Raw genomic sequence first — 14,654 nt, 5'->3', positions numbered from 1 at the left:
TCCATGGAACTGAACATCAGCCAGGTTTCCACCCAGGCAGCGGCTCAGGCCTCTGCCCTGGCCTCACTGCTGTTGCTGCGCAAAACCCTGGAACTGCAGACTGCCAACATCGGCGGCCTGGTGCAGGCCGCCACACCAGCCAGCGTGCCGAGCAATCCACCGAACCTGGGTAATAGTGTCGACGTGGTGGTTTAACCTGCTACATCCGCAGTCGTACTGACGTCGCTAGGCGCTTGTGCCTTCCAGCTTTTCAACAGTTTGCCGACCTTGTAGCCGCGCCAGCCCAGCATGCGCGAAGCCGTCAGCACCCCGGCCATCAGTGCACCGCCCACTCCTGCAGTGACTGTATCGGCACCGGTCAGGTACAGCCCTTTGATCGGCGTCTGGGTGTGGATCCAGTGCTGCTCAAAGCGCTCGACCGTGTGATCAATGCCGTAGATCTCGCCCTGTTCGTTCCACTGGAACCACTCGGTGGACAGCGGCGTGCCCAGCTCGCAAAAGTCCAGCGCTCCGCGCAATTGCGGCTGATGCTGGTAGAGGGTTTCCAGCAGTTGCGCCGTCAACTCGGCCTTGAAGGCATCATAATCTGCACCGCGCTTGCCCCAGGTGCTGCCCTTCCACTTGGCGAACCACTCGGGCTGCGTCGGTGCGACGATCTCAACCGTGGCCTTGTTCGGGTACTGCGCATCCCAGGCAGGGTCCTTGGCCGAGGGGAAGCTGATATAGATCAGCGGCATCGCCGGATTTTGCCCAGCCATAAAACTGCTGACGTTGTGGTCGTGATCATGGGTCGGGTAGACCCAGTAGTTGGTCTTCGGCAGCTTCAGCTCGGCGGCGCTGCCCTTGAAGCCGGCGTAGAGACACAGGGTGGCGGCCGACAGCTTGACCCTGGGCAGCTGCTCCAGCAGGCCATGGTTACTGGCCACCTGATGGTCGAGCAGGCGGGTATAGGTCGGCACCAGGCCGGCGCAGCTGACGATCTGCGGGGCGCGGATCTCGAAGCCATCCTTCTGCATGCGTACGCCGACTGCGCGACCGTGCTCCACCAGAATCTTGTCGACCCCGGCGTAAGTGAAGACATGGCCGCCGGCCGCCTCGATCACCGGGATGATGCTTTCGGAAATCTTCGTCGCACCGCCCACCGGGTAATTGCCGCCGGTAATGTAGTGCTTGGCCACCATCGCATGCATGACAAACGCCGCTTCGGCAGGCGGCAGGCCGTAATCACCCCACTGCGCGGTGAGCACGCCGATCAGCTGCTGGTTGTCGGTCAGGCCTTCAAGCACTTCACGGGTGGTTTTGAAGAAGTAATCCGGAAGCCACAACCGGCGCAGCTTGCTGTAGAGCATGCCCACTGAGCGTGGCATTGCCTGACCGGCGAAAAATCTTAGAACCTTGGCACTGACCTCACTGAGCAGGTCGACATAGCGCTCAAGCACGGCGCCTTCTGCGGGAAAATGGCGCAGCATCTCGGCCTTGAACTCCTCGCGCCCCGCCACGTAGTCGTAGGTCTGCCCGCCGATCACGATGCGGTCGTAGTGCGCATCCATCGGCGCCCACTGCAGTTGACCGTCGCTGATCACATCAAACACCCGGCGAATGGTCGACCAGGGTTTATGCACCTCGCCGATGTAATGCACCCCCACATCCCACTCGTAGCCTTCACGTTCGTAACTATGGGTGTAACCGCCGGCGGTGTAATGCTGCTCCAGCACGCACACACGCTTGCCAAGCTTGGCCAGCAGCGCGGCGGTGGTCAGGCCGCCGATACCGGAGCCAATGATGATGGCGTCGTAATCACCCTGAACCAGGCGCGGACGGAAGCGGGTACCGGTGCGTTTCATGGGATGCTCCTGCGTTATTCTTGTTATGCAACTTTTTGCATACTAGGTAGCGATTAGCATCAATGCAACTTTTTGCATAATCCGTATACTGCGGCGCACCTCAATTGCAGCCGGTGAACCCCGCTTATGTCGCTCAAGCACGCCATCCTTATCCTTCTGGAAAGCGAACCCGGCAGCGGCTACGACCTGCTCAAACGCTTCAAGGATGGTCTCGGCTACTTCTGGAACGCCAAACATCAGCAGGTTTATCTGGAGCTGAAAAAGCTCAGTGAAGCCGGCTGGCTTGAGTTCGAAGCACAGGCCCAGGACACCCGTCCGGACAAAAAGAACTACCGCCTCACACCTGCCGGCCACGCCGAACTGCTGCGCTGGCTGGGCGAGCCGGTGCAGCCGAACAAGATCAACGATGCGTTGCTGGTAAAACTCTACGCCGGTGCGCATACCTCGCTGGATAACCTGCGCGAAGAAATGCAGCGGCATGTCGCCATACACCGCAAGACCCTGGACAGCCTGCTGAATATTGAGCGCGAGTACCTGGCTCTGCCCGACGAGCAACGCAAAGCCCTGCGCCTGCCCTACCTGACCCTGCGCCGCGGCATCCTTGGCGAGCAGTCCTGGCTGGCCTGGGCCGATGAGGTCGACCACGCTCTGCAAGACAGCAGCGAAGCACCCCGTAATTAGTGCAGAAACGCCTGCAGCCTGCTGTCAGGCGCTAGGCAAAGCGCTAGACTGCCAGCCATTAGCCATCATTGCCGACACCCGCATGCCTGCCAGCGCTCCTGCCTATATCGAACCCGATCAACTGTGTATCGGCCTGTATATCCAGCTCGAACTGGCCTGGTGGGAACACAACTTTGCTTTCAGCAATTTCAAGATCAAGGACGAGGGGCAGATCAAGGCCCTGCGCGCCCTCGGCCTGGAACGCCTGCGCTATGACCCGGCGCGCAGCGATTGCCCGCCGCTAGAACGCGTGACCGCAAGCGCACCCGCTCCCATCGAGCCCGCCAAGCCCAACCCTGAGGACGTTGCTCGCCAGCAACGCGCCGCCAAGCTCGGCGCACTGCGCAAACGCCTGGCCGAGGTGGACCGCAAATTCGTTCAAGCCAGCCAGCAGGTCAAAGCGCTCAACCAGACCCTGCGCAGCCGCCCGGAAGACGCCAGCAAACAGGCCGGTGAAATTGTCGGCTCAATGGTCGAGGCCCTGCTCGGTGGCAGCGGCGCGGTGCTGCACAGCATCAACAGCAAGGTGGCCGAGGACAGCTACTTCCACTCACTGAACGTCACCGTGCTGAGCCTGATGCTCGGTCGCCAGATCGGCCTGGACAGCGAGGATTGCCACATCCTCGGCATGGGCGCACTGCTGCACGATATCGGCAAGCTCGACATCCCCAGCAAGGTGTTGCTCAAGCCCGAACCGCTGACCCGGCCGGAACAGCAACTGCTGCAACTGCACTGCGAATTCGGCCTGCGCACGGGCCACAAGCTGATGCTCGACGACGAGGTGCTGCGCATCATCAACGAGCACCACGAATACTGCGACGGCAGCGGCTACCCGCGTCAGCTGTCTGAAGCCGCCATCGGCCGCCTGAGCCGCCTGGTGTGCATTACCAACCAGTTCGACAACCTGTGCAACCCGCTCAACCCGCGCGATGCCCTCAGCCCCCACGAAGCCCTGGCGCTGATGTTCAAGCAATACAGTGCGCGCTTCGATGCGGTGGCGCTGAAGGCCTTTATCCGCTGCATGGGCATCTACCCGCCCGGCAGCCTGGTGCAACTGGACGACCAGCGCTACGGCCTGATCCTCGGCATGAACCCGAGCCAGCCGCTGAAACCGACGCTGATTGTCTACGACGCCGCCGTGCCCAAGCACGAAGCGCTGATCCTCGACCTGGAACAGGAGCCACGCCTGGGTATCGCCGCCTGCCTGCGCCCGTCCCAGCTACCACGCGAGGCACTGGAGTACCTCAATCCGCGCCAGCAGCTGACGTATTTCGTCGAGCCGAGCAACAGCCGCTAGCCGCCGCTGTTCTCCTCAATCAGCCAATCCAGCCGCCAGCCGCCCTGGCTTTGCCCCAGCAGGTCGGCGAGCCACGGCAGGATCTGCTTGAGTTCGTCCTCCAGACCCCATGGCGGGTTGCTGATCACCAGGCCGGAGCCGTTCAGCCGCGCGGCTTCGTCGGTGGGGTGTACGTAGAGCTCGACGCGCAGCAGCTTGGGCGCTTTGCTTTTTTGCAGGTCGCGGTAGAAGCGGCTGAGCTGGCGCAGGTCCTTGATCGGGTACCAGATCGCCACCACCGCCTGGCGCATGCGACTGATGGCTTCGCTCAACGACTGGGCGCAGCGCTCCATCTCATCGACCTGCTCGAACGGCGGATCGATCAGCAGCAGCGCGCGCTTTTCGCGGGTCGGCAACAGGGCGCGCGGCACATACCAGCCTTCGCCCAGGTGCACGGCCACGCGACGATCGCCGTGCATGTTTTCCTTGAGCAGGCGGCCGTCTTCCGGGTGTTTCTCGTTCAGGTGCAGGCGGTCCTGTTCACGGGTCAGCAGGCGTGCCAGCTCCGGCGAGCCGGGGTAATGGCGCAGCTCGCCATCGGGGTTCATCGCGCGGATCACTTCCAGATAATCCAGCAGCGGGTCCGGTACATCGCTGGCCTGCCACAGCCGCGCAATACCTTCCAGCCACTCACCGGTGCGGCTGGCCTGGTCGCCACGCAGGTCATACAGACCGATGCCGGCATGGCTGTCGAGGTAGGCGAACGGCGCCTCCTTGCGTGACAGCAGGGCGATCAGGCGAGTGAGGACGTAGTGTTTCAGCACATCGGCATGGTTGCCGGCATGGAAGGCGTGGCGGTAGTTCATGTGGACGGACTCCTGTGGCCGGGCAGTTTACCAGTTTGCCAGGTGCCTGATGGATCAGTACGGTGGCGGCTGATCCGCCTGGCAAGGGAGAACCGATATGTCACTGCAAAATCTTTTGGGCGTTGAACTGCCACTGATTCAGGCACCGATGGCCGGCGTACAACTGCACGGTTTGGCCGCCGCCGTATCGAATGCCGGTGCGCTCGGCTCGCTGCCCTGCGCCATGCTCGACGCCGCCGGCTTGTGCAAGGAGCTGCAGGCGCTGCGCGAGAAAACCAGCAGGCCGTATAACCTGAACTTCTTTTGCCACACTCCGCCAGCCGTCGATGCTGCTCGCGAAGCGGCCTGGCGCGAGGCGTTAAGCCCTTTCTACGCCGAACTTGGCATTGATCCCGCGACCATCGCCAGCGGCCCCGGCCGCCAGCCGTTCAGTGCCGAGATGGCTGATCTGCTGGATGAATTCAAACCCGCCGTGGTGAGTTTCCACTTCGGCCTGCCCTCGGCTGAACTGCTGGCACGGGTCAAGGCATGCGGAGCCAAAGTACTCAGCTCGGCGACCACGGTAGCGGAAGCGCTGTGGCTCGAAGCCAATGGCGCGGACGCGATCATCGCCCAGGGCCTGGAAGCCGGCGGCCATCGCGGCATGTTCCTCAGCAATGAGCTGAGCAGCCAGCTCGGCACCTTCGCCCTGCTACCGCAGATCGTCCAGGCGGTGCGCGTGCCGGTGATTGCTGCCGGTGGCATTGCCGATGCGCAAGGTGTTCGCGCGGCTATGGCGCTTGGCGCGGCCGGGGTGCAGATCGGTACCGCCTACCTGTGCTGTGACGAAGCCAGCACCAGCGCCATTCACCGCGCGGCCCTGCACAGCCCGGCAGCACAGCACACGGCGCTGACCAATCTGTTTAGCGGCCGTCCGGCACGTGGCATCGTCAACCGGTTGATGCGCGAGCTGGGCCCGCTCAGCCCGCTGGCACCGGCCTTCCCACTGGCGACGGCGGCCATTGCGCCACTGCGGGCCAAAGCGGAAAACCAAGGCAGCGGCGACTTCTCGCCGCTCTGGGCGGGGCAGAATGTCAGCGGCTGCAAAGCTATAGGCGCCGCAGAGCTGACCGCAGAGCTGGCCCTGGGCTTTACTCGCTAAGCCTCTATCACGCTAATTGATAGTGCTGGGAGCGGCGCGCGCGCCTGCTTAGACTCGCTGCATCGCAACCGGAGGTACACCCATGTCCGAGTCCCTGCTCAGTTCCCGCAACCTGGCCTTCGAGCTGTATGAAGTGCTGGACGCCGAAGGCCTGACCCAGCGCGAGCGCTTCGCCGACCACAACCGCGAAACCTTCGACGCCGCCATCGGCACCGCCCGCGGTATTGCCGAAGAGCTGTTCGCCCCGCACAACCGCAAGAACGACGAGCACGAGCCGCAGTACGTGGACGGTGCCGCGGTGCTGATCCCGGAAGTTGAGCCAGCCCTGCGCGCCTTCCACGACGCCGGTTTCCTTAATGCCACCCGCGACTTCGAACATGGCGGCATGCAGTTGCCCAACCTGCTGTCGCAAGCCTGCTTCGCCCACTTTCAGTCGGCCAACATCGCCACCAGCTCCTACTCGATGCTGACCATGGGCGTGGCCAACCTGATCGAAGCCTTCGGCAATGATGAGCAGAAGCGCAAATACCTGCAGCCGATCATCGATGGCCGCTTCTTTGGCACCATGGCCCTGACCGAGCCGCACGCCGGCTCCTCACTGTCGGACATCCGCACCAAGGCCGAACCGCACGCCGATGGCAGCTACCGGATCAAGGGCAACAAGATCTTTATCTCCGGCGGCGATCAGCCGATCTCGGAGAACATCGTGCACATGGTGCTGGCCAAGCTGCCGGATGCACCGCCCGGCGTGAAAGGCATCAGCCTGTTTATCGTGCCGAAATTCCTGGTGAATGAAGATGGCTCACTGGGCAAGCGCAATGACGCCCTGCTGGCCGGTCTGTTCCACAAGATGGGCTGGCGTGGCACCACCTCCACCGCGCTGAACTTCGGCGATAACGACGATTGCGTCGGCTATCTGGTGGGCAAGCCGCACCACGGCCTGAGCTATATGTTCCAGATGATGAACGAGGCGCGCATCGGCGTCGGCATGGGCGCCATCATGCTCGGCTACGCCGGCTACCTGTACTCGCTGGACTACGCACGCAACCGTCCGCAAGGCCGCCACGCCGATGGCAAGAACCCGAGCAGCCCGCAGATTTCCATCGTCGAGCACGCAGACGTACGCCGTATGCTGCTAACCCAGAAGGCCTATGTGGAAGGCGCTTTCGACCTCGGCCTATATGCCGCGCGACTGTTCGACGACACCCAGACCCTGGAGACCGAGGAGCAGCGCAAGACCGCCCTGGAACTGCTCGACCTGCTCACTCCGATCGTCAAATCCTGGCCCTCGGAGTTCTGCCTGAAGGCCAACGAGCTGGCCATCCAGATTCTCGGCGGCCATGGCTACACCCGCGAGTACCCGGTGGAGCAGTACTACCGCGACAACCGCCTCAATCCGATCCACGAAGGCACCCACGGCATCCAGTCGCTCGACCTGCTGGGCCGCAAGGTCTCGATGAACGGCGGCGCAGCGCTCAAGCAACTGCTCAAGCTAATCCACGGCACCTGCCAGCGCGCCGAAGCCCACGCTTCGCTGACTGCCCTGCGCCAGCCGCTGGAGCAACTGCTGGCACGCCTGCAAGCGGTGACCCTGGCCCTGCTGGGCGACCTGATGAGCGGCAAGGTCAACGAAGGCCTGGCCAACTCGGCGCTGTACCTCAAGGTGTTCGGCCATACCGTGATTGGCTGGCGCTGGCTGGAACAGGCGATTCGTGCTGAAGAAGGCCTGGCGCGCGGTAACCCCGCTGATGTCGACTTCTACCAGGGCAAGCTGCAGGCCGCGCGCTACTTCCTGACCTGGGAAGTGCCGAGCTGCCACCACGACCTGGCCATCCTTGAAACGCGTGACGACACCTGTCTGGGCATGCAGGACGCCTGGTTCTAACGCGCACAGCATGCTGTTACAAGACGCCCGGCCCATGCCGGGCGTTTTTTTGACAGAACGCCAAGGCCGCAGGTTAGAATCCCTGGCACGCGCCATGCATAGTTATGCATTAACGAGCCCGCCAGGAGTACGTCACTTTGGATGCCAGCACCATCAATAACCTGTTTTTGATCGGTGGCGTGCTGGTAGCAATGAGCATCCTGGTCAGCGCATTCGGTTCGCGCTTCGGCATCCCCATCTTGGTGATCTTTCTCGGCGTCGGCATGCTCGCCGGCACCGACGGCCCTGGCGGCATCGTTTTCAACAACTACCCACTGGCCTATCTGGTCGGCAACCTGGCGCTGGCCATCATCCTCCTCGACGGCGGTATGCGCACACGGGTTTCAAGCTTCCGTGTGGCCTTATGGCCCTCGTTATCACTCGCCACTGTTGGTGTTCTGATTACCGCCGGGTTGACCGGCATTGCTGCAGCCTGGCTATTCAACCTGAGCTGGATGGAAGGCCTGCTGATCGGCGCCATCGTCGGCTCCACCGATGCCGCGGCAGTATTCAGCCTGCTTGGCGGACGCGGCCTGAACGAGCGGGTCAGCGCCACGCTGGAAATCGAATCGGGTAGCAACGACCCGATGGCGGTGTTTCTCACGGTCACCCTGATTGCCATCCTGTCCAGCGGTCAGGACGGCCTGAGCTGGGATCTGCTGCTGCAACTGCTGCAACAGTTTGGTATCGGCGCGCTATTCGGCCTTGGCGGTGGCTGGTTGCTGCTCAACCTGATCAACCGTATGGAACTGGCCAACGGCCTGTATCCGCTGCTGGTGGTCAGCGGCGGCCTGATCATCTTTGCCATCACCACGGCCGTCGGTGGCAGTGGCATCCTGTCGATTTACCTGTGCGGCCTGCTGCTGGGCAACCGCCCGATCCGTTCGCGCCACGGCATCCTGCACATGCTTGACGGCCTGACCTGGCTGGCGCAGATCGGCATGTTCCTGGTCCTCGGCCTGCTGGTCACCCCGCACGAACTGCTGCCGATTGCCCTGCCCGCACTGGGCCTGGCGCTGTGGATGATCCTGTTTGCCCGGCCACTGTCGATCTTCCTCGGCCTGTTGCCGTTCCGTGCCTTCCATGACCGCGAGCGAGCCTTTATCGCCTGGGTCGGCCTGCGCGGCGCGGTACCGATCATTCTCGCGGTGTTCCCGCTGATGGCCGGCTTGCCGAATGCCCAGCTGTTCTTCAACGTGGCGTTCTTTATCGTGCTGGTCTCACTGCTGCTGCAGGGCACCAGCCTGCCGTTTGCCGCCAAATTGCTGCGTGTCACCGTCCCGCCAGAGCCGGCACCAGTATCCCGCGCCGGCCTGGAAGTGCACCCGACCAGCCAGTGGGAGCTGTTTATCTACCGCCTCGGCGCGGAGAAATGGTGCATTGGCGCCCCCCTGCGTGAGCTGAAGATGCCCGAAGGTACACGCGTCGCTGCGCTGTTCCGCGGCAAGGAACTGCTGCACCCCTCCGGCAGCACCACACTGGATGCCGGCGACCTGCTCTGCGTGGTCGGTCATGAACACGACCTGCCCGCCCTCGGCAAGCTGTTCAGCCAGGCACCATCACGCGGCCAGGACCTGCGTTTCTTCGGCGATTTCGTACTGGAAGGCGATGCCGAACTGGCCGCCATCGCCGCACTCTACGGCCTGCAACTGGAAGGCGCGGAAGGTCAGCTGCATCTGGGCCGTTTTATCGCCCACAAGATCGGCGGCTCACCAGTCATCGGCGACCAGGTGGAATGGCAAGGCCTGACCTGGACCGTGGCCGCCATGGACGGGAACAAGATCCGCAAAGTCGGCGTCAGATTCCCCGAAGGCAGCCGACCGGGCCCGACACTCTTTCTCTGACGAAGAGGCTGAAACAGCGGTCAGCGTTTGTGCGGCCGCCTGTTAAACTCAGCATCCTCTCGGGCCTTACGATCACCACCATGTCCTCTTTCCGCATCTACCTCTCGGCCGTACTGCTCGGCCTCTGCCTGAATGCCCCACTGCTGCTGGCGGGCGAACCGCCCAGCAGCGCCGATGTACAACGCAACCTCGATGGCCTGGCCGATCGCAAGCTGCCGGAAGCCGAGCAGCAGGCGATCAAACAGACGCTGGAAAAAACCCTGGCGCTGCTGGCCGAACAGGCCGACAGCCGACAACGCCTGGCGGACCTGGAAAAGCAGCTGCAGCAAGCACCGCGCCTGATCGGCGAAGCCCAGCGCGACTTCGAGCGCCTCAAAGGTAGCCAGCCCACCCAGGTCAACCTGCGCTATGCCAACAGCCCACTGCCCCAGCTCGAACAGTTGCTGGCCGAGCGCAATACCCAACTGGGCGACTGGCAGAAGCAGATCATCGAAGCCAACAGCCTGATCATCACCGCGCAAACCCGCCCCGAACGCGCCCAGGCCGAGATCAGCAGCAACCAGAGCCGCAGCCAGGCCATCAACGCCATTCTCAAGAGCGGGCGCGATGCCGGCAAACCGCTGAGCAACGAACGCCGCGACCAGCTCAACGCCGAACTGGCCAAGCTCGAGGCGCAAACCCAGTTACGCCGCCAGGAACTGGCTGGCAACAGCCTGCTGCAGGACCTCGGCAACAGCCGCCGCAGCCTGCTGGAAGAACGCATCACGCGCATCGAGAAAGAGCTGTTCGACCTGCAGAACCTGATCAACGAAAAGCGCCGCAACCTCTCCGAGCAGACCGTCGCCGAGCAGTCCCGCGAAGCCGAGAAGGCTGGCAGCGACAGCCTGCTGGCACGGGAAAGCGCGCTCAACCTGAAGCTGTCCGACTACCTGCTGCGCGCCACCGACCGCCTCAACCAGCTGACCCGGGAAAACCTGCAGACCAAGCAGCAGCTCGACAGCCTGAGCCAGAGCGACCAGGCCCTGGACGAGCAGATCAGCGTCTTGCAAGGCAGCCTGCTGCTATCACGCATTCTCTATAAGCAGCAGCAAGCGCTGCCGACGCTGAAGATCGACAGCGACCTGCCCGACCAGATTGCCGACCTGCGCCTGTACCAGTTCGAACTCAACCAGCAGCGCGAAAGCATCAACAACCCCGGCGCCTATGTCGACCAGTTGCTGGCCGCACCGAACAGTGCCCCGGATGCCGATATCGAAACCCTGCGCAGCAATCTGCTGGAGATCATTGAGACTCGCCGCGAACTGATCGACCGCCTCAACCGTGAGCTGAATGCCCTGCTCAACGAATCGATCACCCTGCAGCTCAATCAGAAACAGCTGAAGGCCACCGCGGAAACCCTGCGCGCCACCCTCGACGAACAGATGTTCTGGATCCCCAGCAATAAACCGCTGGACCTGGAGTGGTTCAAGTCGGTGCCGCACTTGCTCGAACGGCAGGTCGCCGAGATGCCCTGGGGGGCCAACCTGCGGCAACTGGCTGCAGGCCTGACCGAGCGGCCGCTGCTGTTCCTGCCGCTGCTGTTGCTGATCGTGGTGTTGCTGTGGCGCCGCAGTTACCTGTACCGCAAGCTCGGCGAACTGCACCAGGACATCGGCCACTTCAAGCGTGACAGCCAACTGCATACGCCCATGGCGATCATGCTCAACGTCTTGCTGGCCCTGCCCGGCACCCTGTTCCTCGCGCTGTGCGGTTTTGCCTTGCAGATGGATGCCCGCGGGCAGAACGCCAACCTCGGTGAAGCGCTATTCCAGATGGCCCAGGCCTGGCTGGTGTTCTACACCCTGTACCGCATCCTCGCCGATGGTGGCGTAGCGGAGCTGCACTTCCGCTGGGGCCGCCCTCAGGTGGCGTTCCTGCATCGGCAAATCCGCCGCCTGGGCCTGGTGGTGATGGCCCTGGTCGCCGTAGTGACAGTGGCCGAACACCAGCCCGCCAGCCTCGGTGATGACGTGATCGGTCTGACCGTGGTGCTGACCTGTTACGCGCTGATGGTCTGGTTGCTGTACAAGCTGCTGCTCACCGGCCCGGCACGCGAACATGCTTCGGCGTTTCGCATGCTGATCGGTATCGGCTTGAGCCTATTGCCGCTGGCGCTGATCATCGCGGTTGGCCTAGGCTACTACTACACCGCCCTGAAACTCAGCGACCGCCTGATCAACACCCTTTACCTGCTGGTGATCTGGCTGGTGATCGAAGCCACCTTCGTCCGTGGCCTGGGCGTTGCCGCACGCCGCCTGGCTTACCAGCGCGCCACGGCCAAACGCCAGGCGCAAAGCAAGGACAGTGGCGAAGGCACGGAAACCGTGGTCGAAGAACCCACCCTGGATATCGAGCAGGTCAACCAACAGTCGCTGCGCCTGATCCGCCTGGCCCTGCTCGGCACCTTTATCGCCGGGCTGTACTGGGTATGGGCAGACCTGATTTCGGTGTTCGCCTACCTCGACAACATCACCCTCTACCAATACAGCAGCGGCACCGGCGATGCCGCGACGCTGGTGCCAATCAGCCTCAACGATGTACTCGGCGCGCTGATCATCGTCGGCATCACCGTGGCCCTGGGTCGCAACCTGCCCGGCCTGCTTGAAGTGCTGGTGCTGTCACGGCTCAACCTGGCCCAGGGCAGTGCCTATGCCACCACCACCCTGCTGTCCTATGTGATCGTAGGGATTGGCTTTGTCACCACGCTGTCGACCCTCGGGGTCAGCTGGGACAAGTTGCAGTGGCTGGTGGCCGCGCTGTCGGTCGGCCTCGGTTTTGGCTTGCAGGAGATATTCGCCAACTTTATCTCCGGTCTGATCATCCTGTTCGAACGCCCGGTGCGTATCGGCGACGTGGTGACCATCGGCAACCTGTCCGGCACCGTGAGCAAGATCCGTATCCGCGCCACCACCATCACCGATTTCGACCGCAAAGAAATCATCGTGCCGAACAAGACCTTCGTCACCGGCCAGCTGATCAACTGGTCGCTCAACGACACCATCACCCGGGTAATCGTGAAGATCGGCCTGGCCTACGAAAGCGACCTGGCACTCGCGCGCAAGCTGATGATGCAAGCTGCCGAGGAAAATCCGCGGGTGCTGCGCGACCCGGCGCCGCTGCTGTTCTTCCTGACCATCAGCGCCAGCACCTTCGACTACGAGCTGCGCTTCCACGTGCGCGAACTGGGCGACCGCAACGCCGCCACCGACGAGATCCTCACGCGCATTGCCCTGAGCTTCCGCGAACACAACGTGGAGATGGCCTTCAACCAGGTCGAGGTGATGATCAAGAACCTGCATGGTCAGGAACTCAACCTGACCACCGGGCAAATGGTCGCCGCTACGGCCGCTGCTGATGCCCAGCAGAGCAAACTGCCGCCTCCCGCTCCGGCGGTCGACCCGCAATAACGCGCCACCGGCCCGCCCCAGCGGGCCGTTTACTGACCACTGCCAGGCTGCTTCGCCCGGCTGGAGCCTGATTGTGAAGTCGCTGATCGAGTTGCAGTTCGACAACCGTTTCGCCCGCCTCGGCGATGCCTTTTCCACCCACGTGCTGCCCGAGCCGATTGCCGAGCCGCGCATGGTGGTCGCCAGCCCGGCCGCCATGGCGTTGCTCGACCTGGACCCGAGCGAAGCCAACAGCGAGGTGTTCGCGCAGATTTTTACCGGGCACAAGCTGTGGAGCAGCGCCGAGCCACGCGCCATGGTCTACTCCGGGCATCAGTTCGGCGGCTACAGCCCACGCCTGGGTGACGGCCGTGGCCTGCTGTTGGGCGAGGTCATCAACGACGCCGGCGAGTACTGGGATCTGCACCTCAAAGGTGCCGGGCAAACGCCCTACTCGCGCATGGGCGACGGCCGCGCGGTGCTGCGCAGCTCGATCCGCGAATTCCTTGCCAGCGAACACCTGCACGCCCTCGGCATCCCCAGCTCGCGGGCGCTATGCGTCACCGGCTCCAGCACCCCGGTGTGGCGCGAGAAGCAGGAACGCGCGGCGATGGTGCTGCGCCTGGCGCCCAGCCATATCCGCTTCGGTCACTTCGAATACTTCTACTACACCCGTCAGCATGAACAGCTCAAACAGCTGGCCGACCACGTGCTGCACTGCCACTACGCCGACTGCTTGCAGCAGGAGCAGCCGTACCTGGCGATGTTCCGCGAAGTGATCGAGCGCAACGCCACGATGATCGCCTACTGGCAGGCCTATGGCTTCTGCCACGGGGTGATGAACACCGACAATATGTCGATCCTCGGCATCACCTTCGATTACGGCCCCTACGCCTTTCTCGATGATTTCGATGCCCAGCACATCTGCAACCATTCCGATGACAGCGGCCGCTACTCGTTCAGCAATCAGGTGCCCATCGCCCAATGGAACCTCGCCGCCCTCGGCCAGGCCCTGGTGCCGCTGGTGGATATAGACGCGCTACGGGAAACCCTGGGGCTGTTCCTGCCGCTGTACCAGGCGCACTACCTCGACCTGATGCGCAAGCGCCTGGGCCTGCTCAGTGCCGATGAGGGCGACGAAGCCCTGGTGCAGCGCCTGCTGCAACTGATGCAAAGCAGCGCGGTGGATTACACGCGGTTCTTCCGCGAACTCGGCGACAGCCCGGCCGCACAAGCCGTGGCACGCCTGCGCGACGATTTCACCGACCTTGCCGGCTTCGACGCCTGGGCCACTGACTACCTGGCACGCAGCGCAAGGGAGGGTGACGACCAGGCACAACGCCGTATGCGCATGCACGCGGTCAATCCCAAATACATCCTGCGCAATTACCTGGCCCAAGAGACAATCGAAGCCGCCGAACAGGGCGACTACGCCCCCGTGCGCGAATTGCATCAGGTGCTGTCACAGCCCTTCGCTGAGCAGCCCGGCTTCGAACGCTACGCCCAGCGCCCGCCGGAATGGGGCAAGCACCTGGAAATCAGCTGTTCATCGTAGCCAGACGTGGGAGGGGCTTTAGCCGCGACAATCGCCGCAAAAGCGCCTCCCACAGGATA

General features: G+C 63.1%; 10 protein-coding genes. 8 read left to right on the top strand and 2 right to left on the bottom strand.

Annotated features, from left to right (window positions below; all coding sequences use genetic code 11):
- Positions 1-3: 3 nt before the first annotated feature.
- Positions 4-195: a putative motility protein gene (locus tag ACOCLD_RS05210; RefSeq protein ID WP_257776867.1), complete on the top strand. Its 192-nt coding sequence runs from the start codon at positions 4-6 to the stop codon at positions 193-195.
- Here the strand turns inward: ACOCLD_RS05210 and ACOCLD_RS05205 are convergent.
- Positions 192-1,844 (bottom strand): phytoene desaturase family protein, encoded by a 1,653-nt coding sequence (locus tag ACOCLD_RS05205; RefSeq protein ID WP_422911109.1) that lies wholly within the window; start codon positions 1,842-1,844, stop codon positions 192-194. The genes ACOCLD_RS05210 and ACOCLD_RS05205 overlap by 4 nt on opposite strands.
- Positions 1,845-1,970: 126 nt before the next feature.
- On the opposite strand from ACOCLD_RS05205, the gene ACOCLD_RS05200 reads away from it, so the two are divergent.
- On the top strand, positions 1,971-2,525 hold the full coding sequence (locus ACOCLD_RS05200; RefSeq protein WP_422911108.1) for a PadR family transcriptional regulator: 555 nt from the start codon (positions 1,971-1,973) through the stop codon (positions 2,523-2,525).
- 82 nt (positions 2,526-2,607) lie between these two features.
- On the top strand, positions 2,608-3,861 hold the full coding sequence (locus ACOCLD_RS05195) for an HD-GYP domain-containing protein (protein WP_422911107.1): 1,254 nt from the start codon (positions 2,608-2,610) through the stop codon (positions 3,859-3,861).
- On the opposite strand, the gene ACOCLD_RS05190 is transcribed toward ACOCLD_RS05195, so the two are convergent.
- Complete coding sequence (locus tag ACOCLD_RS05190; RefSeq protein ID WP_422911106.1) at positions 3,858-4,706, bottom strand: 23S rRNA (adenine(2030)-N(6))-methyltransferase RlmJ; 849 nt, start codon at positions 4,704-4,706, stop codon at positions 3,858-3,860. The genes ACOCLD_RS05195 and ACOCLD_RS05190 overlap by 4 nt on opposite strands.
- A 97-nt stretch (positions 4,707-4,803) precedes the next feature.
- Between ACOCLD_RS05190 and ACOCLD_RS05185 the strand changes: the two genes are divergently transcribed.
- The 5 genes from ACOCLD_RS05185 to selO all read left to right on the top strand — a co-directional run bounded on the left by ACOCLD_RS05185 (position 4,804) and on the right by selO (position 14,595).
- Positions 4,804-5,847: an NAD(P)H-dependent flavin oxidoreductase gene (locus ACOCLD_RS05185; RefSeq protein ID WP_422911105.1), complete on the top strand. Its 1,044-nt coding sequence runs from the start codon at positions 4,804-4,806 to the stop codon at positions 5,845-5,847.
- 82 nt (positions 5,848-5,929) lie between these two features.
- Positions 5,930-7,732: an acyl-CoA dehydrogenase gene (locus ACOCLD_RS05180; RefSeq protein ID WP_422911104.1), complete on the top strand. Its 1,803-nt coding sequence runs from the start codon at positions 5,930-5,932 to the stop codon at positions 7,730-7,732.
- Positions 7,733-7,869: 137 nt separating this feature from the next.
- Positions 7,870-9,615 (top strand): potassium/proton antiporter, encoded by a 1,746-nt coding sequence (locus tag ACOCLD_RS05175; protein WP_257777435.1) that lies wholly within the window; start codon positions 7,870-7,872, stop codon positions 9,613-9,615.
- A gap of 80 nt (positions 9,616-9,695) precedes the next feature.
- Positions 9,696-13,061, top strand: a complete 3,366-nt coding sequence (gene mscK / locus ACOCLD_RS05170) for a mechanosensitive channel MscK (protein ID WP_422911103.1) — start codon at positions 9,696-9,698, stop codon at positions 13,059-13,061.
- Between the two features lie 73 nt (positions 13,062-13,134).
- Positions 13,135-14,595, top strand: coding sequence for a protein adenylyltransferase SelO (gene selO / locus ACOCLD_RS05165; protein WP_422911102.1), 1,461 nt, complete (start codon positions 13,135-13,137; stop codon positions 14,593-14,595).
- Positions 14,596-14,654: the final 59 nt, after the last annotated feature.

The sequence above is a fragment of the Pseudomonas cimarronensis genome (assembly GCF_049331905.1).
In the GTDB taxonomy this organism is placed as follows: domain Bacteria; phylum Pseudomonadota; class Gammaproteobacteria; order Pseudomonadales; family Pseudomonadaceae; genus Aquipseudomonas.
This window is presented reverse-complemented; position numbering and strand designations above follow the sequence as displayed.

Bases quoted from the DNA above. Each gene is read 5' to 3' on its own strand.
- ACOCLD_RS05210 (WP_257776867.1), top strand. From the start codon at position 4: ATGGAACTGAACATCAGCCAGGTTTCCACCCAGGCAGCGGCTCAGGCC.
- ACOCLD_RS05205 (WP_422911109.1), bottom strand. From the start codon at position 1,844: ATGAAACGCACCGGTACCCGCTTCCGTCCGCGCCTGGTTCAGGGTGAT.
- ACOCLD_RS05200 (WP_422911108.1), top strand. From the start codon at position 1,971: ATGTCGCTCAAGCACGCCATCCTTATCCTTCTGGAAAGCGAACCCGGC.
- ACOCLD_RS05195 (WP_422911107.1), top strand. From the start codon at position 2,608: ATGCCTGCCAGCGCTCCTGCCTATATCGAACCCGATCAACTGTGTATC.
- ACOCLD_RS05190 (WP_422911106.1), bottom strand. From the start codon at position 4,706: ATGAACTACCGCCACGCCTTCCATGCCGGCAACCATGCCGATGTGCTG.
- ACOCLD_RS05185 (WP_422911105.1), top strand. From the start codon at position 4,804: ATGTCACTGCAAAATCTTTTGGGCGTTGAACTGCCACTGATTCAGGCA.
- ACOCLD_RS05180 (WP_422911104.1), top strand. From the start codon at position 5,930: ATGTCCGAGTCCCTGCTCAGTTCCCGCAACCTGGCCTTCGAGCTGTAT.
- mscK (WP_422911103.1), top strand. From the start codon at position 9,696: ATGTCCTCTTTCCGCATCTACCTCTCGGCCGTACTGCTCGGCCTCTGC.